Here is a 17,027-nt window from a genome sequence, read left to right as displayed (position 1 = left end):
AGAGATACCATCATGCGTACCAAATATCGTCTTGGCATCGATGCCGGCGGCACTTTCACCGATTTCGTCCTGGCAGAGAAGGCCGTAGGAACCCGCCTGTTCAAGGTGCTGTCCACCCCCTCCGACCCGACCCTCGCCATCCGCAATGGGCTTGCGCTGATCTCCGAGGAGCTTGGCGTACCGATGGACGAGATCATCCCCAACTGCGACCTGTGCATCAACGGCACCACTGTTGGACTCAATGCTCTGATCCAGCACAAGGGCGCCAAGACAGGGTTGATCTGCACCGCCGGCCATGAGGACTCCATCGAGATCCGCAACGGCCACAAGGAAGACGGCTATCGTTACGACGCGGAATATCCCAAGGCCGTGATGCTTGTGCCGCGCTATCTGCGCAAGGGCGTGCGTGAGCGCGTCCTGTCGGATGGTTCCATCCGTACGCCGATGGCGGAAGAGGATGTCCGCGCTGCCTGCGAGTTCTTCCTCAAGGAGGGCATCGAATCCGTGGCGATCTCGTTCGTCTGGTCGGTGCTCAACATGGATCACGAATTGCGCGCCGCAAAAATCGTCCGCGAAATGATGCCCGATGCGATCATCACCGTGGGTTCGGAACTCTACCCACAGATCCGCGAATATACCCGTACATCGACGGCGATTACCAACGCCTATCTGGCGCCGATCCTCAAGCGCTACGTGACTGCGGTGGATGGACACTTCAGGCAGCTCGGCGCGCGCCAGCCGGTGCGTTACTTCCAGTCCAACGGAGGCCTTGCCGTCGGCCAGATGATGAGCGACCGCTCGGTCTATGCCATCAACTCCGGACCGGCGTCCGCGCCGACCGCCGGTCTGCACGTCACCCGGCCGTTCGACAAGAAGAACGTCATTACCGTCGATATGGGCGGCACGTCCTTCGACATCACGCTGACGCGCGATGGCACCACTAACCTCAACAAAAACATCGACTTCCTGCGCTACCGGATCGGCGTGCCGATGATTCAGGTCGAGACGCTGGGCGCGGGTGGCGGTTCGATTGGCTGGATCGACGATACCGGTCTTCTACAGGTCGGCCCGCAGAGCGCCGGCTCCGATCCGGGCCCGGCCTGCTACGGGCAGGGTGGCACGCTTCCGACGACGACCGACGCCAATCTGGTGCTCGGCTATCTCAACCCGGACGGGTTGGTCGGCGGACGCTTGCCGCTCGACGTGGAGAAGGCCGAGACCGCTATCCGCGAGAAGATCGCCGAGCCGCTCGGCATCTCGCTTGAAAAGGCCGCCTACGGCATGTTCACCATCGTCAATGCCAGCATGGTCAATGGCATCCGCCGCGTCTCGGTCGAGCGCGGCTACGATCCGCGCGACTTCGTGCTGGTTTGCGCCGGCGGTGCCACGGGTGCCCATATCACGGCGCTTGCCTCCAGCATGGGCATCACCCAGATCGTGGTGCCGAAGCTGGCATCCGGTCTCTGCGCCTTCGGCCAGATCATCTCGGACGTCAAATACAACTACATGGCCACATGCCCCGTTCGTCTGGACAATGACGAGGCCTATGCCAGGATCAACACCCTGTTTAGGGAACTCGAAGCCCAGGGTCTCGTGCATCTGAAGAAGGATGGCTTCGGCAAGGCAAACACCAAGATCAGCCGCAGCCTTGAAATGCGCTATGTCGGCCAGGTGCATGAATGCACCGTCGAGATCGACAATTTCGAGATCAATGCCAAGACCGTCGACCGGCTGAAAAAGGCGTTCAACGAGCGGCATGAGCAGCTCTACACCTATAGCGAACCCCAATCGGCGATCGAAGTCGTCAATCTGGAAAGCACGCTCTATGGCCTGATCGACAAGCCCGATGCGGCCGCCATTCCCAAAGGCAAGGGTTCGGATGCCGCACTCAAGGGCACCCGCAAGGCCATCTTCACGCTCGATGGCAAGCGTCAGCGCGTACCGGTCTACGAAGGCGCGAAACTGGGTGCAGGCGACATCGTTCAGGGGCCCGCCATCATCGAGGAAGTCACGACGACAATCGTGGTCGAACCGCATTGGGTGGCGCGTCTTGACGAGAGCGGCTCCTACGTGATCGACTACAAGGCGAAAGCATAAGGGGAGTTGAGAATGCCAAACCACCGGATCATTTCCGATGTATCAGAATACCGCGAAGACTGGGAGCGGCTCTATGCGGGCTATGCGACCTACTACAAGGTCGAGCAGTCAGCCGAGATGCGCGACAAGGTCTGGAACTGGATCCGGGAAGGCAGGACCAATTGCCTGATGGCACTCGATGCGGACGGCAGACCCGTCGGCATCGCCCATGTCAGGGAGTTCATCCGACCGTTGATGGCAACGGTCGGAGGCTATCTCGACGATCTCTATGTGGATCCGACCCTCCGCGGGGCCGGTGTCGTCGATGATCTGTTCGCTGCGGCAAAGGACCTGGGGCGCGCGCGTGGCTGGTCGCTGATCCGCTGGATCACGCGCGAGGACAACTATCGCGCCCGGGCGGTCTATGACCGGCTGGCGACGAAGACCAACTGGACGACCTACGATCTGGTTCTCTAAATCGTGACTAGAAACGGGGAGGGGTCCCCCAACGAAAACGCGAAGCTCAGTAGACCTTCGCGTTTTCGCTTTTTCCGGCTTCCGCTGCCTTTGCCGTTTTGAAATCGGCCAGCAGTTTTGTCGTCGCGTTGACGAACAAGCCGACATCGGAACCGATACCCACAAAGGTCGCGCCGAGCTCGACGTAACGCTTGGCGAGCGACTGATCGGCCGTCAGGATGCCTGCGGCCTTGCCGAATGACTGAATGCGGGCAAGTGCGGCTTCCACCGCCTGCTGGACCTCGGGCGCGCCCGGCTTGCCGAGAAAACCCATGTCGGCGGCGAGATCGGCGGGGCCGATGAACACCCCGTCGACGCCTTCGGTCGCGGCAATCTCATCGAGATTGGCAAGCCCGGCCCGGCTTTCGATCTGCAGGAGCAGGCAGATCTCGTCGTTGGCCGTCTGAAGATAGTCCGGAATGCGGTTGAAGCTTGAGGCGCGCGCAAGCGACGCGCCGACGCCACGAATGCCATGTGGCGGATACCGGACGGCACGGACCAGGGCCTCGGCCTGTTCCTTCGTCTCCACCATCGGCACCAATATCGTCTGCGCGCCGATGTCGAGGATCTGCTTGATAATCCAGGCTTCGCCGATCGGCGGCCGGACGATCGGATGGACCGGATGCTTCGCCAGTGCCTGCAACTGGGCGACCAGCGTCTGGATGTCATTGGGCGCATGTTCGGCATCTACCAGCAGCCAATCGTAACCCGCGCCGCCGCAGATCTCGGCGGTGTAGGGGCTGGTCAGAGCGACCCACAGGCCCAACTGGGTACGGCCCTCCTTGAGGGCCGCCTTGAATGTATTCTTTGGTGCAGGCATGTAACTCTCACTTAAAGAAGCAGCTGATCGTGCCGTAGGGGCCGAAGTCGGCGGTAATCGTGTCGCCATGCCGGGCCTCGATGGGCCGGATGAACGAACCCGCCAGCACGATCTGCCCCGCTTCGATTCCGTCGCCATACTCGGCCAGCCGGTTGGCAAGCCAGGCAATGCCGCGGGCAGGGTGGTTGAGCACGCCGGCGCCCAGTCCGGTTTCCTCGACTTCGGCATTGCGGCTGACGATCGCGCCCATCCAGCGCATGTCGACCGCATCCGGGCGCATCTGCCGGCCGCCGATGACGATACCTGCATTGGCGGCATTGTCGGAAATCGTGTCGACGATGGTACGGGCCTTTTTCGTTTCCGGGTCCACCCGCAGGATTCGGGTATCGAGGATTTCGAGCGCCGGAGTCACGTAATCGGTGGCGTTCAGCACGTCGAACACCGTCACCCCGGGTCCGTCAAGCGGTGCCTTCATCACGAATGCGATCTCGGCTTCGATGCGCGGCTGGATGAAGCGATCATCAGGGATCACCGCACCGTCATCGAAATACATGTCACCGAACAGCACGCCGGAATCGGGGATGTCGATGTTGAGCGCATATTGCATCGCCTTCGACGTCAGTCCGATTTTCCAGCCGATCACCTTGCGGCCGCCATCGATCTTCCGTTTCACCCAGGCAGCCTGTACAGCATAGGCGTCATCCATGGTCATGCCGGGATGCGCAAGCGAGAGAAGGCCTGTCTGCTGGCGGTTCTTCTCGGCAGTGTCGAGGGCGGATGCGGCGGCGGCGATCTGGTCGGAAGTCAGCATGTCAGGCCTCGTCGGCGATGGTGTTGCGCAAAATTCCGATACCGTCGGCCTCCACCTCGACCACATCGCCCGGCTTCAGCCAGATCGGCGGATCGAAACGGGCGCCGGCACCGGTTGGCGTTCCCGTGACGATGACGTCACCGGGCACCAGTGTCGTGAACGTCGAGATATAGTTGATAATCTTGCGGAAGGAAAAGATCATCCGCGACGTGCGGTCCTGCTGGCGGACTTCGCCATTGACGCGGGTCTCGAGCTTGATGTCGGCGAGCTGCGCCTCATCGGTGAACGGCACAAGCCACGGCCCGATCGAGCCTGTCCGGTCGAAATTCTTACCCTGCGTGACGTTGAACTTGGCATGCCGGACCCAGTCGCGGATCGTGCCTTCGTTGCACAGCGACAGTGCCGCGATGTGGCCGAGTGCCTCGGCTTCCGGGATGCGCCGCCCGCCCTTGCCGATGACGATGACGATTTCACCCTCGTAATCCAGCTGTGGGCTTTCCGGCGGGCGGATCAGCGGCTGGTCATGGCCGGTAAAGGAACGAGGGAAGCGGATGAACAGCGACGGATTGGAGGGAGCCGATTGGCCGTCCTTGTATTCCTCGTTGCGGTCGGGAAAGTTGACGCCGACGCAGATCAGCTTCTCCGGCATCGGAATCGGGATTTCGAAACGAATGTCCGAAAGTGCGAGATCGGGCGTCATCGTTGCGGCCTCTTCGGCCAGGCGGCTAAGCGCTCCTGCCTCGATCACCTCTCTGAGCGTCGGCCAGACTTCGCCATGGCGCGCGGAAAGGTCGATGATACCGCTATCGGTGACAACGCCGTAGCCTTTGCCCTTGGCGGTGGAGAAACTTGCGATTTTTGGCGGCATCTTGTGATCCTCTTTGCCCCTCACCCCGGGAGCAACTTAGTTGCTCTAGCCCACTCCCTGTAAGAACGGGGAGAGGGAACTTCGCTGGCGCTTGCCGCGCTCAATTCCGCTCAATTTGACCCGGGAGCGTACCACACGTTCCTTCTCCCCGTTATTACGGGGAGAAGGTGGCGGCAGCCGGATGAGGGGCAGAAGCCCCAAGTATCAGGGCGCGACGATTGGCTGGGCCTTGAGGATCGAATCCCGAACCTCGGTTCCGGCAAACGTGCTGCCCTCCTCGAACCATGACTTCGGTGCCGGTGCGCCCCAGAGCGTCTGGCGCTGCGGGTCCTTGAGGTCCCACTTGATCGGCTCGAGATCGGGATCGACCGTCTGGTAATCCGAGCAGTAGATCTCGATGCGATGGCCGTCGGGATCGCGGATGTAGAGGAAGAAGGCGTTGGAAATACCGTGGCGGCCGGGGCCGCGTTCGATGTTCGCCAGCCAGCCAGTGGTCGACATCAGGTCGAGCAGGTCGATGATGTTGAGCGGCGTCGGTACCCAGAAGGCGGTGTGATGCAGGCGCGGGCCGCGGCCGTTGGTGAAGGCGATGTCATGCACGCCACCCTTGCGGTGCGTCCATGCGGCCCAGAGGCGACCGGTTTCCTCATCGGCGGTGTATTCGGTGACGCGGAAGCCGAGTTCGTTGTAGAAGGCGACCGATTCATCGACATTCGGCGAAAAGCAGTTGAAGTGGTCGATGCGTAGCGGTTTGACGCCCTTGTAGAGCGCGTATTTCTGGTGGATCGGCGGCAGGCGGTCCATCTTCGAATAGAATTCCAGAGGAATGCCATGCGGGTCACGGGTGCGGAAGGTCCGCGACTGGTAGGGACGGTCGATCCATTCGACCGGCAGGCCCTTGCCCTTGAAGAAGTGCTCGGCCTTGTCGAGGTCCTCATCCGAGAAAACCTTGAAGCCGAGGTCGCGGGCTTCAGCCTTGCCGGACTTCTTCAGCACGATGCAGTGATGGCCGCGTTCTTCCATGGCGCGCAGATAGATCGTGTCCTTGTCTTCATCCGTCACCTGCAGGCCGAGCGTGTCGACATAGAAGGCGCGGGACTTGGCCAGATCGGTAACGGCGAGTTCGACATGGGACAGCCGGACGATGTTGAAGGCGGGGTAGAGATTGGGTTTCGGCAGAGCCATGGTTTCCTCCTCAGATATGTGTAGCGGCAAAAGGCGTCCTGGATACGATCTCCATCGTCAGCCGCCGAGTTTCTGGATTGCATGCGCCGTGTTGGCAAACGCGATGTTCTTGGTTTCCATGTAGAAATCGAACGACCAGTCGCCGCCGTCGCGGCCGATGCCGGAGTTCTTGACGCCACCGAACGGCGTCGGCAGGTGGCGGACATTCTCCGAATTGACCCAGATCATGCCAGCTTCGAGCGCGTCGGTGAAGCGGAATGCGCGGGTCACGTCATTGGTCCAGAGGTAGCCGGTCAATCCGTACTGAACGTCGTTGGCAAGCTCCAGCGCCTCGGCTTCGTCCTTGAACGGGATGGCGGTCAGTACCGGCCCGAAGATTTCTTCCTGGGCGATGCGCATCTGGTTGTTGGCGCCGGTAAACAGCGTCGGCGAGACGTAGCAGCCGCCGCCGGGGCCGGCGAACTTCTCGCCGCCGGCAGCAACGGTGGCGCCTTCGTTTCTGCCGATGCCGATATATTCCAGCACCTTCTTTTCATGCACCGGATGGATCAGCGGGCCGACGACCGTTTCGGGATCGAGCGGATGGCCGACCTTGATGCGCTTGGCCTTCTCGGCCACCATGGCGGTGAACTTGTCATAGACGCTCTCCTCGACCAGCAGGCGCGAGGATGAGGTGCAACGCTCGCCATTGAGCGAATAGATCATAAACACTGCTGCATCGGCGGCGCGCTCAAGATCGGCGTCGGCGAACACCACGACCGGGTTCTTGCCGCCGAGTTCGAAATGCACGCGCTTGAGCGTATCGGCACCCTGCTTCATGATCATCGAACCCGTGCGACTTTCGCCGACAAAGCCGATGGCCTTGATGGCGGGATGTTCGGTCAGCGCCTTGCCCGCATCTTCGCCAAAACCGTTGACGAGGTTCCAGGCGCCCTTGGGCAGGCCGGCTTCTTCGGCAATCTCGACCAGCAGGCGCGCGGTCAGCGGCGAAAATTCGGCCGGCTTGTGAACGACCGTGCAGCCGGCAGCGAGCGCCGGGGCGATCTTCCAGGTCGACAGCATGAAGGGCGTGTTCCAGGGCGTGATGATGCCCACCGGACCAATCGGCACGCGGGTGGTCATGTTGACCTGGCCGGGGCCGCGCAGCGTCTTGCCATCGCGGGCCTCTGGCGCGCGGTCGGCAAAGAAGCGGAAGTTCTCGGCGCCGCGCAGGGCTGCCTTGGCCATGAACTTCATCGACTGCCCGGTATCCATGCATTCGACGAAAGCAATTTCCTCGGCACGTGCGACGATGGCATCGGCGATCTTGTGCAACAGCTTCTTGCGGGCGGCACCATCCATCGCAGCCCACGCAGGGAAGGCGGCCTTTGCCGCCTTGGCGGCGCGATCGATATCGGCGGCTTTGCCCAGCGCCACGGTCGCCAGCGGCTTGAGATCGACCGGCGAGATCGTCTCATAGGTGGCGCCATCGGCGGCCCAGACATCCTCACCATCGATCCGGTTCATCACACCCTTCTCGAACTTTGCGAGATAGGCCTTTGCTTTTGCGATGTTTTCGTCGAGCTTTGACATTTCATCTCCATCAGGCGGTCAGTCGCCCTGTTTCGAGAACGGGCGTGTTGTCGGAATATCCAGGGGCGGGTGGCGCCTAGCTGCTCTTGGCGCGGAGCCTTGGGTGAATGGCGTTCTTCTTCCAGCTGAGATCCGGATCGATCTCGCGGATCTCAAGCGTCAGCGCGAAATGCGGCGTGGCAAACAGTGGCGCCAGAAAGTCGGTAACAGTTGCAAAGATCGCATCGCCCGTGGCCTTGCGCTCGTCCTTGGTGCGGCCGACGCCGATACGGAACGACATGTCGATGAAGGCGTTTTCCGGCAGGAGATCGGCGATCGCATAGGCGTCGCATCGGATGGTGCGTACGCGCACAGCGCCGAGCTCGAACAGGCCGGTCTTCATGATCGTCTCGTGCACTGCGCGGCAGAGCGCGGCAAAGTCAACCTGGTTGTCCAGATTGGCCGAATACTCGAACGTGAAATGCGGCATCGTTCCTCCCATGCGTCTTTCTTATATATTTAACATGTTAATGATATCGCGGTTGATGTCAAGAGGTTTCGTCGATTTCTCGTGGTGAAACGGGCAATTGCAAATCCGTGTGAAATGGAAGATAGAACTGTCATGACCGAACAATCCTCCGCCAAATCCAAGCTGCAGCAGGACGCACTGCTTCCTCGCAACACCCGCCGTTCGCTGCCGATCGCGCTGTTGCGAGCGCGCGAGGCGGTAATGAGCCATTTTCGGCCGATGCTTGCCGAACACGAGATGACCGAGCAGCAGTGGCGCGTGATCCGCATCCTTGCCGAGCAGGAAGTTGTCGATGCGTCGGAGATGGCCGACAAGGCTTTTATCCTCGCGCCCAGCCTGACCCGGATCATCCGCTCGCTCGAAGAGCGCGGTATTATCACCAAGCACAAGGACGAGAATGACGGCCGCCGTGTCCTGCTCCGGATCACGCCGGCCGGCATGGCGATCATAAACGAGGTTAGCCCTGAAAGCCGCCTGATCTACGATCGGCTCGAAAAGCGCTTCGGCCGTGACAAGATCGAGCAGTTGCTCGACATGCTCGACGAGGTCGCGACCTTCAACGAAACGCAGTGAGCGTCATCCGGCGGTTTCGACGGCTTGCGCGAGTTCCCGCGTATCCCGGATGTACCGTGCCAACCGGTCGCCTGCGTCGGGTAGTTCCGATCGCTCTCCCGCCCAGCCGATATAGGTCAGGCTGCGCAGCAGCAGGAAGAGCGGCAGATTTGCAAGCGTCGCGTCACTCAGCGACCGCTTTGATCGATACCCTTCGATAAGCGACGACACGATCAGCGGATAGTGGGGCTCGCGCCGGTTCCGCAGCAATGCCGTGGCAATTTCGAACAGCCTGTAGCCGTAGCCGCTGTCGTCGAAATCGATCAGAGCCACACGATCGCCATTCACCAGTACATTCTCGCGCACGAGATCCGCGTGGATCAGGCCGTAATCTAGATCAGCTGAAAGCGCGTCCATTCTTTGCTGCAGCTCGATTCTCAGTCCGGCAAGCAATGTTCGATCCTCGGTGGACAAGCCGGGGCAATCCCAGAAGCGCCCCCAGAGCGGCGACTCTCCCAACAGGCCCTGCCGATCCCAGGCGCTTCGGGTGAAGCTCGCCGGGGGTGACCAGCGATCGGAGATGTTGTGCATCTCGGCCATGGACGCGCCGACCAACCGGTAGATGCGTGCCAATTCGTCGGCGGTATGTTCGAGCAGTTTGCCGCTCTCGCCTATCTGCTGGCCGTCGACCCAGCCGATGAGATCGGCATACTGTTCATTCGACCGGTCGAGCGCCACCAGCAGCGACCCGTCCGCAGCCGGAATAGGCCGCGGCACATCAAGGCCGTTGTTACGAAGATCGTCCATCCAGAGAAGTTCCGATCTGAGTGCCGCCTCAGAATGGTAACCGGGTCGGTGCAGGCGCAGCGCCGCACCTTCGCCGTTTGGAAGCTCGACCCTGAACACCGCATTCTCGCGGTATTTCAGCAGCTTCGGCTCCTGTTCGGACAGGGCCCAGCAGGCGAGGGCCTTTCGGGCGCGCGCCTTGAGATCATCAAGTATGCTTGACATCAGAGTCCCGCCAGCACGTCGTCGAGAGTCGAGAGCATGAAATCGGCATTTTCGGTGCTGAAAGGCATCGGCGGCCTGATCTTGGTGGCATTCTGGTGGATACCCAGCTTGCCCATCAGCACGCCGCGTTCGCGCATCTCGTTGATGACGGTGGTTGCCAATTCGGTGGCCGGTGCCTTCGTAGACTGATCGAGCACTAGTTCGGCTCCGAAAAACAGGCCGCTGCCGCGCACATTGCCGATCACGTCATGCTTCTCCGCGAGCTTGCGCAGCCCTGCCTGTGCATAGGCACCAACGATCCGGGCATTTTCGAGCAGGTTTTCGTCCCTGATGACATCGAGTACCGCCATGGCTGCCGCACAGGAAACCGGGTTGCCACCGAAGGTATTGAAATAGCGGAATGCCTTGCGGAAGGCGTTCAGCGTTTCCGAATTGGCGACCACGCCGCCGACCGGATGGCCGTTGCCCATCGGCTTGCCGAGCGTGACGACATCGGGAACGATGCCTGCCCGCTGGTGGCCCCACATATGGTTACCGGTACGGCCAAATCCCGGCTGCACTTCATCGCAGATCAGTAGGCCGCCTGCTTTCCTGACGATGGCCGCCGCCTTTTGCAGGAAGCCGTCCGGCAGATCCGGAAAACCTTCATTGGCGAAGAAGGGATCGATGATCAGCGCGGAGAAACCATGCGGCGTTTGCTGCAACGAGGCGATGGCCTTTTCGATCTCGGCCGCCCAGGCATCGGTGAAGGCTTCGCCCGGTTCGCCGCCGAGCGGACGATAGCCGTCCGGCGCCGGAACGTGGCGGACATGGCCGCCATAGCCACCGACCGGTGGCATGCGGGTCGATAGCTGCGACACCGCCGCCGTGTTGCCGTGATAGGTATGATCGGTGGCGATCACCCCGGTCTTGCCGGTGACGGCCTGGGCCATGCGCAGCGCGATATCGTTGGCCTCGCTGCCGGTGCAGGTGAGGATCGCCGTATCGAGGCTGTCGTCGAAGGTCGCTGTCAGGCGTTCGATATAGTCGAGAATACCCTCGTGCAGGTAACGCGTATGGGTGTTGAGTGTCGACGCCTGGCGCGTGATCACCTCGACCACGCGCGGATGGCAATGGCCGACATGCGGAACATTGTTATAGCAGTCGAGATAGCGCTTGCCGTCGGCATCCCAGAGCCAGACACCTTCGCCCCGTACCAGATGCACGGGGTCCTGATAGAAGGTCGACATGTTCTTGCCGAGGAGCTTTTCGCGCCTGGCAAGCAACGCTTTGTTGTCGGACATCTTATTTTCCTCCAGCTGCCGAAAGACCTTCGTCTAGCGCGGAGATGATACGGCTGACATCCCCTGCGGAGATGACGAGCGGCGGCGAGATGATGACGTTGGACCCTGAGGTGCGGACCATGACGCCGGCCTCATAGGCGGTGTCGTAGACCTTGGCGACCACATCCTTGGCGGCGGCCGATTTCTTCTGCCGATCCGAGACGAGTTCGAGCGCTGCCATCAGGCCCTTGCCGCGCACATCACCAACCAGCTCGTGCTTGGCCTTCAGCCCTTCCAGGCCAGCCATCAACTCGGCGCCGCGTGCAGCAGCGTTGGCGGCAGTGTTTTGGCGCTTGGTTTCCTTCAGGGTTGCGAGGGCGGCAGCGGCGCCCACGGGATGGCCGGAATAGGTGTAGCCGTGGCCGATCGAGCCGAACGAGTTCTTGTTGCTTTCGAAAGCGGCTGTGACCTTCTCGGAAATCATGACTGCGCCAAACGGGAAATAGCCGTTGGTGATGGCCTTGGCTGTCGACATCATGTCCGGCTTGACGCCCCAACCGCGCGAACCCGTCCAGGCGCCGGTGCGGCCGAATGCGGTAATGACTTCGTCGGCGATCAGCAGGATGCCGTGCTTGTCGCAGATCTCGCGCATCAGCGGCATGAAGGTTTCGTGCGGAACAATGACGCCGCCGGCGCCCAGCACCGGCTCCATGATCAGCGCGGCAATGGTGTCTGCGCCCTGGAAAGCGATCTCGTCTTCGAACTGGCGGGCGATCGCCTGAGCGATTTCAGCCGCATCCGTGGTGTTGAACGGATTGCGGTAGGTGTAGGGGGCAGCAAGATGGAAGACCCCCGGCAGCAGCGGCTCGTAGTTGCGGCGGAAATTCGAGTTGCCGTTGACCGATGCGCCGCCGAAATGCGTGCCGTGGTAACCCTTCTTCAGCGCCACGAACTTGGTGCGCTCCGGCTGGCCGTTGATCTTGTGATACTGACGGGCGAGCCGCAGTGCCGTTTCGACCGAGTCCGAACCGCCCGAAGTGAAGAACGCGCGCACCAGCCCGTCTTCCTTGAACCATTCGGCGAGCTCGTAGGATAGCTCGATCAGCGGCGAATTGGTGGTGCCACGGAAGGTCGAGTAATAGGGCAACTCTTCGAGCTGGTCGCGGATCGCCTTCTTCACCGGCTCGCAGGAATAGCCGAGATTGACGTTCCACAGTCCGCCCACGGCATCGAGGACCTTCTTGCCGTGGATATCGATGACGTCGACGCCTTCAGCTGCATTGATGATGCGCGGTGGATTGGCCAGCATTTCGGCCGGGTGCGCCATCGGATGCCAAAGGTGGCGGGCATTGTTTTCGATCAGGAAGTTGGTTTCACGCATCGGATTTTCCTTTCATATTCCAAGCATCTTGAGTGCCTGGGCATAACTTTCGGCGGGGCGGGTGACGTCGAAATGCACGTAGGGCAGTTCGACTGCTTCAGCACCCTCGATGTTCTTCTTCTGGTCGTCGACAAAGACGCAGTCCTTGCGATCGAGACCGAGCTCGCCCAGCACCAGCTCGTAGGCGCGCGGGTCGGGCTTCAGGATCTTGGTGTAGGTCGCATCGACGATAACGTCGAACAGCTCGATCAGCGGGAAACGCTTGCGGAACTCGACGCCATAGAACAGGTCGAGCTCGTTCGACAGGATGGCGAGTTTGAGCCCCGCATCCTTCGCCCTGATGATGGCGGCGCGCGCCTCGGGCCGCAGCACGAGGCCGGGTTCGGCACCGCGTGCCCGCTGGACGAAGGTCTGCATGTCGGGCCAATCTTCGCCGACCAGCGCGCCGACTTCCTTTGTCCTGGTCATCCAGTAGTCGCGCTCGGTGATCTCGCGGTTCTGCATGGACACCCAGAGCGGATCGGTCGATGGGTCGAATGGTCCGCGCCAGCTCAGCGTTCCCGGCGCCAGCCCAAGGGCACTCTCGGTAAGGTCGTGGGTTTCGAACAGCGTGCGGGTGACGACACCGCCGAAATCGAGGATCAGAGCCTTGTGGGAATTCATCGGCGGCCTCCCGGAACCACGCCTTCGGCGACCCAGCGGTCGAAGATTTCGAGTGCCGTTTCAGAGAATTCGGGTGAATTGATATGGGTGTCGATTTCTTCGAAGATGACGGAGGCCGGAGCTGCACGCCGCATCTCGTCGACGAAGGCGTCCAGCGCTTCGGGTTCGTAGAGCGGTTCGCCCTCCTGATCCCATTCCTGAATGCCTTTGGTGGGTAGAACGAAAGCGACAGGGGACTTCGCGCCCGCAAGCTTTTCGCCGATGACGCGGGCGATGGCGCGACGCCCTTGCGGATCGGTCGTCACCGAGCCGATCAGTCGGTTGTGCGCATGATAAGGGCGCTCGGCAAATCGTTCGGGCAGGGGCTGCCATGCCGGCAGGTCGACCATGTCTATTGCGCCGGGAGCGACGATCTGCGGTATACCTGCGCGACCGGCATTTTCCATCCGGTCAGGGCCAGATGTCACGACGGTTCCGTTGTGATGGTTGGAAACCTCCTGGATGCAGAAGTCGAAGACAGCGGCGAAACCCTTCTGGGCGGCAATCGCTTCAAAGGCGCGGCCGCCCATGCCGGTGGCGTGGAAGACGGCGACGTCGTAGCCGCGCTTCTCCAGCTCGGGCTTCAGGTATTTCATGTATTTCAGGCAGGAGGAGCCGAGCGAGGTCATGCCGATCAGTGGCTTGTCGGTGTTCGGCTTCTGGCCGTGCAGGGCTGCACCAACAACGGCACCGGCTGCCTGCGACAGCACCGAGCGGCAGATGCCGTTCAGGCCATAGAGGCCGCCGGCCCAGAGGATCATCATCAGGTCCGGCGCAATGCGCTCGGGTGGCAGGAGGTGGGAGTAGGCGATGGTGGAGATGACGAATTTCGGTACCCCGAGCGGCAGGACTGCCGCAACATCGAGCGCCAGATCCGTGCCCAACGAGCCGCCGAGGACGATCACGCCGTCGACCTGACCAACATCGTAGAGCTGGCGCACGAGGGCCGCAGCCCCCTTTGCCATCAGTTCCATGGCGGAGTGCTCGTCGCCACTGTCGATAATCGCCTGGATGGTCGTGTCAGCGGCCTTGGCGACATCGTGCTTGGTGTATTCCGGGCTATAAGCCGGATCGCCGAGAATGCTGACATCGATCATGACCGGAAGACCGCCGGCCTTGCCGATCACATCAGCCATGAAGGTCAGCTCATCGCTCTTGGTGTCACCGGTGCCGATCACAAGTATATGGGGCATTCGAGCATTCACGCTCATCAATTCGTCCTCCTCGATTGCGGCACGGTCCGGACTTGCCGGTCCGCGCCGAAGAATGCGTCTGAAATTCTCCTGGCCGTCGAAGCTGCGGCGAGTCCGTGCTCGCGAACCTTTCCGGCATCGGCTCTTACAAGGGGGGCCGCAATGGTGATGCAGCCGACGGGCCTCGCCCCCGGCGTGAGGATCGCGGCAGAGGTGCTGATTACACCCGCCTCCAAGCCCTGCCGGCTGACCGAGTAGCCGTCCGCTTGGGTCTGTTCGATGCTCTGGCGAAACGAGGCCGGATCCGTGAGTGTGTAGTCCGTGTAACTTTGTAGTGGGGCCGAGATGGCGGCCTCGATATCGGCTGCAGGACAGGACGAGATGAAGGCTAGACCCGAAGCCGTGGCATGAAACGGCAGCAAAGTGCCGACCGCGACGAAGACCCGGTGCGCCTTGGTCGAGTCCTCTACATGCACGGTCGATAGCCGGCCGCCGGTGAATTCGGAAAGATGTACGGTCTCGTCCACCTCCTCGACCAGTCGCTTGACGAAGGGCATTGCCGTACGCAGGAAAGGATAGCACGCTTCCCGGATCCGTCCGAGGCGAACGGGGGCAGAGCCGATCCGGTATTTGCGCGACTCGGCCAGTTGCTCGACAAAGCCATGCTTTTCAAGCTCGACGAGGAACCGTCGGGCAGTGGCCTTATCCAGGTCGCATGCCTTGGCAATCTCCGTCAGCCCCGCTTCGCTCTGCATGAGCGACAGCGTATCCAGTAATGTCAGCGCTTTACTGATCGTTCCCATTTTTCTCGTTTCCTCGCCTGCTGGAATGCCCTTTGGGCCTCCGAAATGGTAGGGGTGCCACCTGTCAAGTCCGCTTCCTCATGCGTCGAGATACTTAACATGCGAAATAACTTGACAGGAACCGTTTCTATTTGCAAGTCTATATTTGAAGCGTCGGTTTGAATAGTGAACCGATTGCGCAGGCCGGCTTGCAAGCATAAAAATAACTACAGGCAACCGGAGCGAACTGGGGCCGTCGCTTGATCGACGGAGGAGAAATCGCAAAGGGGAGCTAAGCGATATGAGCAATTCATCTTCACAAGCCAGCGGTGCAAACCAGCTGCGCAAGAACAGTCTCGGCGTCGGCGCCGTCACTTTTCTTGTGGTTTCTGCGGCAGCGCCGCTAACCGCGGTCGCCGGCGGCGTGCCGCTATCGATGTTGCTCGGCAATGGTCCGGGCATTCCACTGACATTCCTGCTGGTCACCACAATCCTGCTGCTGTTTGCAGTCGGCTATGTGGCCATGGCCCGCCACATCAGAAATGCCGGCGCCTTCTATGCCTATACCGCCCAGGGTCTCGGCGGCATGATGGGAGGGGCTGCCGCGCTGGTTGCCATTCTCGCCTATAACGCCATGCAGATCGGCATCTTCGGTCTTTTTGGCGCTGCCACACAGGGTCTGTTTGCCGGCATCGGCCTCGACCTGCCATGGTGGGTCTGGACCTTTATTGGTATCGCCTTCGTTGCAGTATTCGGCTACCGCCGTGTCGATCTGTCGGCCAAGGTGCTGACGGTTCTCGTCGTTCTCGAATACCTCGTTGTGCTGATCATCGATGCCGCGATCCTGTTCAAGGGTGGCGACAGCGGCATTTCCGCCGCGCCGTTCACGCCGACAGCCTTTCTGAGCGGTGTGCCCGCTGTCGGCATCCTGTTCTGCTTTGCCGCCTTCATCGGCTTTGAAGCGACAACCATTTACAGCGAAGAAGCCCGCGAGCCGCACAAGACCGTGCCGCGCGCCACATACATCTCGGTGCTGATCATCGGCCTGTTCTACATGCTGACCTCATGGCTGATGGTCAACGGTGCCGGCGTCGACAAGCTGGTGCCGGAACTGCAGGGCCTTGCTGATCCCACCACCTTCCTGTTCGGCCTTGCCGACCGTTATGTGGGCCACTGGATCGTCGTCACCATGAACGTGCTGTTCGTCACCAGCCTGTTTGCCGGCGTGCTTGCCTTCCACAACGGCGTTGCCCGCTACATGTATGTTGCTGGTCGCGAAGGCCTGTTGCCGAAGTCGGTGGGCGTCACTCATCCTGTGTTCCAGAGCCCGCATGTCGGCTCGGTGATCCAGACGGTCATCGCCGTGCTCGTCGTCGCGCTCTTTGCCTTCACTGGTCAGGATCCCGTGCTGGCGCTCTTTTCATGGCTGACCAATGTCGGTACTCTGGCGATCATGCTGCTGATGGCGTTCACTGCCTTCGCGATCGTGGCTTTCTTCTCCCGCAATCCGGGCCTGGAAAGCAGCGTGCTTGCGACCAAGGTGCTTCCTGTTCTCACAGGCCTGGTCCTGTTGGCGCTGGTTTTCTATATCGCCACCAATTTCGGCACGATTGCCGGCGCGAGCGGCTTCCTGGCGGTATTCCTCCCGGGTCTGGTGGTGATCGCAGCTGTCATCGGCTTTATCGCTGCAGCACGGCTGAAATCCGCCGACTCCCCCGGATTTGCGCGGCTCGGCGCGGGGCAGGAAGCCTGATCGTCGACAGACTATGATGGCGGGCGCTTCGCCCG

16 protein-coding genes are annotated in these 17,027 nt (G+C 61.2%); 4 read left to right on the top strand and 12 right to left on the bottom strand.

All coding sequences use genetic code 11. The features are described 5' to 3' along the window. The first annotated feature begins 12 nt into the window (after positions 1–12). Both capA and JJB09_RS14575 read left to right on the top strand, forming a co-directional pair. Complete coding sequence (gene capA, locus JJB09_RS14580) at positions 13–2,097, top strand: caprolactamase subunit alpha (protein WP_201659417.1); 2,085 nt, start codon at positions 13–15, stop codon at positions 2,095–2,097. A gap of 12 nt (positions 2,098–2,109) precedes the next feature. Next, positions 2,110–2,553, top strand: a complete 444-nt coding sequence (locus JJB09_RS14575; protein WP_201659414.1) for a GNAT family N-acetyltransferase — start codon at positions 2,110–2,112, stop codon at positions 2,551–2,553. 46 nt (positions 2,554–2,599) lie between these two features. On the opposite strand, the gene hpaI is transcribed toward JJB09_RS14575, so the two are convergent. From hpaI to JJB09_RS14545, 6 genes are all read right to left on the bottom strand, one after another. Further along, the gene (gene hpaI, locus JJB09_RS14570) at positions 2,600–3,412 is read right to left on the bottom strand and encodes a 4-hydroxy-2-oxoheptanedioate aldolase (RefSeq protein WP_201659411.1); all 813 of its coding nucleotides are present in this window, start codon (positions 3,410–3,412) and stop codon (positions 2,600–2,602) included. A 7-nt stretch (positions 3,413–3,419) separates the two neighbouring features. After that, positions 3,420–4,223, bottom strand: a complete 804-nt coding sequence (hpaH, locus tag JJB09_RS14565) for a 2-oxo-hept-4-ene-1,7-dioate hydratase (RefSeq protein ID WP_201659408.1) — start codon at positions 4,221–4,223, stop codon at positions 3,420–3,422. A gap of 1 nt (position 4,224) precedes the next feature. Beyond that, positions 4,225–5,091, bottom strand: coding sequence for a fumarylacetoacetate hydrolase family protein (locus tag JJB09_RS14560; RefSeq protein ID WP_201659405.1), 867 nt, complete (start codon positions 5,089–5,091; stop codon positions 4,225–4,227). Positions 5,092–5,295: 204 nt separating this feature from the next. After that, positions 5,296–6,276, bottom strand: coding sequence for a 3,4-dihydroxyphenylacetate 2,3-dioxygenase (hpaD, locus tag JJB09_RS14555; RefSeq protein WP_201659402.1), 981 nt, complete (start codon positions 6,274–6,276; stop codon positions 5,296–5,298). 57 nt (positions 6,277–6,333) lie between these two features. Continuing rightward, positions 6,334–7,848 carry a 5-carboxymethyl-2-hydroxymuconate semialdehyde dehydrogenase gene (hpaE, locus tag JJB09_RS14550; RefSeq protein ID WP_201659400.1) on the bottom strand — a complete coding sequence of 505 codons (1,515 nt, stop codon included), beginning with the start codon at positions 7,846–7,848 and terminating at the stop codon, positions 6,334–6,336. A gap of 76 nt (positions 7,849–7,924) precedes the next feature. After that, positions 7,925–8,317: a 5-carboxymethyl-2-hydroxymuconate Delta-isomerase gene (locus tag JJB09_RS14545; RefSeq protein WP_201659397.1), complete on the bottom strand. Its 393-nt coding sequence runs from the start codon at positions 8,315–8,317 to the stop codon at positions 7,925–7,927. Positions 8,318–8,449: 132 nt separating this feature from the next. Between JJB09_RS14545 and hpaR the strand changes: the two genes are divergently transcribed. Then, positions 8,450–8,929 (top strand): homoprotocatechuate degradation operon regulator HpaR, encoded by a 480-nt coding sequence (hpaR, locus tag JJB09_RS14540; protein WP_201659394.1) that lies wholly within the window; start codon positions 8,450–8,452, stop codon positions 8,927–8,929. A gap of 3 nt (positions 8,930–8,932) precedes the next feature. Here the strand turns inward: hpaR and JJB09_RS14535 are convergent, their stop codons facing one another. Genes JJB09_RS14535 through JJB09_RS14510 form a run of 6 tightly spaced genes read right to left on the bottom strand, consistent with a single transcriptional unit; the run spans position 8,933 to position 15,260 of the window. Then, positions 8,933–9,919 (bottom strand): phosphotransferase enzyme family protein, encoded by a 987-nt coding sequence (locus JJB09_RS14535; protein WP_201659391.1) that lies wholly within the window; start codon positions 9,917–9,919, stop codon positions 8,933–8,935. Further along, positions 9,919–11,202 carry an aspartate aminotransferase family protein gene (locus JJB09_RS14530; RefSeq protein WP_201659388.1) on the bottom strand — a complete coding sequence of 428 codons (1,284 nt, stop codon included), beginning with the start codon at positions 11,200–11,202 and terminating at the stop codon, positions 9,919–9,921. Before JJB09_RS14530 ends, JJB09_RS14535 begins: the two co-directional genes overlap by 1 nt. Position 11,203: 1 nt before the next feature. Beyond that, positions 11,204–12,562: an aspartate aminotransferase family protein gene (locus JJB09_RS14525; protein WP_201659385.1), complete on the bottom strand. Its 1,359-nt coding sequence runs from the start codon at positions 12,560–12,562 to the stop codon at positions 11,204–11,206. Positions 12,563–12,574: 12 nt separating this feature from the next. Next, positions 12,575–13,225 (bottom strand): HAD family hydrolase, encoded by a 651-nt coding sequence (locus JJB09_RS14520; RefSeq protein ID WP_201659382.1) that lies wholly within the window; start codon positions 13,223–13,225, stop codon positions 12,575–12,577. Beyond that, positions 13,222–14,475, bottom strand: a complete 1,254-nt coding sequence (locus tag JJB09_RS14515; RefSeq protein WP_201659379.1) for a Tm-1-like ATP-binding domain-containing protein — start codon at positions 14,473–14,475, stop codon at positions 13,222–13,224. The genes JJB09_RS14520 and JJB09_RS14515 overlap by 4 nt, the downstream gene beginning before the upstream one ends. Then, complete coding sequence (locus JJB09_RS14510; protein ID WP_201659376.1) at positions 14,475–15,260, bottom strand: IclR family transcriptional regulator; 786 nt, start codon at positions 15,258–15,260, stop codon at positions 14,475–14,477. The genes JJB09_RS14515 and JJB09_RS14510 overlap by 1 nt, the downstream gene beginning before the upstream one ends. Before the next feature lie 280 nt (positions 15,261–15,540). On the opposite strand from JJB09_RS14510, the gene JJB09_RS14505 reads away from it, so the two are divergent. Beyond that, positions 15,541–16,992, top strand: a complete 1,452-nt coding sequence (locus JJB09_RS14505; protein WP_201659373.1) for an APC family permease — start codon at positions 15,541–15,543, stop codon at positions 16,990–16,992. The last annotated feature ends 35 nt before the right edge of the window (positions 16,993–17,027 follow it).

The organism is Phytoamicus setariae (assembly GCF_016722925.1).
Taxonomy (GTDB): Bacteria; Pseudomonadota; Alphaproteobacteria; order Rhizobiales; family Rhizobiaceae; genus Rhizobium_E; species Rhizobium_E setariae.
The sequence above is the reverse complement of the archived record's forward strand: the minus strand, read 5'-3'. Positions and strand labels throughout refer to the sequence as shown.

What these genes read in the sequence shown, in the direction of transcription:
- capA (WP_201659417.1), top strand. Translation starts at nt 13, where the DNA reads ATGCGTACCAAATATCGTCTTGGCATCGATGCCGGCGGCACTTTCACC.
- JJB09_RS14575 (WP_201659414.1), top strand. Translation starts at nt 2,110, where the DNA reads ATGCCAAACCACCGGATCATTTCCGATGTATCAGAATACCGCGAAGAC.
- hpaI (WP_201659411.1), bottom strand. Translation starts at nt 3,412, where the DNA reads ATGCCTGCACCAAAGAATACATTCAAGGCGGCCCTCAAGGAGGGCCGT.
- hpaH (WP_201659408.1), bottom strand. Translation starts at nt 4,223, where the DNA reads ATGCTGACTTCCGACCAGATCGCCGCCGCCGCATCCGCCCTCGACACT.
- JJB09_RS14560 (WP_201659405.1), bottom strand. Translation starts at nt 5,091, where the DNA reads ATGCCGCCAAAAATCGCAAGTTTCTCCACCGCCAAGGGCAAAGGCTAC.
- hpaD (WP_201659402.1), bottom strand. Translation starts at nt 6,276, where the DNA reads ATGGCTCTGCCGAAACCCAATCTCTACCCCGCCTTCAACATCGTCCGG.
- hpaE (WP_201659400.1), bottom strand. Translation starts at nt 7,848, where the DNA reads ATGTCAAAGCTCGACGAAAACATCGCAAAAGCAAAGGCCTATCTCGCA.
- JJB09_RS14545 (WP_201659397.1), bottom strand. Translation starts at nt 8,317, where the DNA reads ATGCCGCATTTCACGTTCGAGTATTCGGCCAATCTGGACAACCAGGTT.
- hpaR (WP_201659394.1), top strand. Translation starts at nt 8,450, where the DNA reads ATGACCGAACAATCCTCCGCCAAATCCAAGCTGCAGCAGGACGCACTG.
- JJB09_RS14535 (WP_201659391.1), bottom strand. Translation starts at nt 9,919, where the DNA reads ATGTCAAGCATACTTGATGATCTCAAGGCGCGCGCCCGAAAGGCCCTC.
- JJB09_RS14530 (WP_201659388.1), bottom strand. Translation starts at nt 11,202, where the DNA reads ATGTCCGACAACAAAGCGTTGCTTGCCAGGCGCGAAAAGCTCCTCGGC.
- JJB09_RS14525 (WP_201659385.1), bottom strand. Translation starts at nt 12,562, where the DNA reads ATGCGTGAAACCAACTTCCTGATCGAAAACAATGCCCGCCACCTTTGG.
- JJB09_RS14520 (WP_201659382.1), bottom strand. Translation starts at nt 13,225, where the DNA reads ATGAATTCCCACAAGGCTCTGATCCTCGATTTCGGCGGTGTCGTCACC.
- JJB09_RS14515 (WP_201659379.1), bottom strand. Translation starts at nt 14,475, where the DNA reads ATGAGCGTGAATGCTCGAATGCCCCATATACTTGTGATCGGCACCGGT.
- JJB09_RS14510 (WP_201659376.1), bottom strand. Translation starts at nt 15,260, where the DNA reads ATGGGAACGATCAGTAAAGCGCTGACATTACTGGATACGCTGTCGCTC.
- JJB09_RS14505 (WP_201659373.1), top strand. Translation starts at nt 15,541, where the DNA reads ATGAGCAATTCATCTTCACAAGCCAGCGGTGCAAACCAGCTGCGCAAG.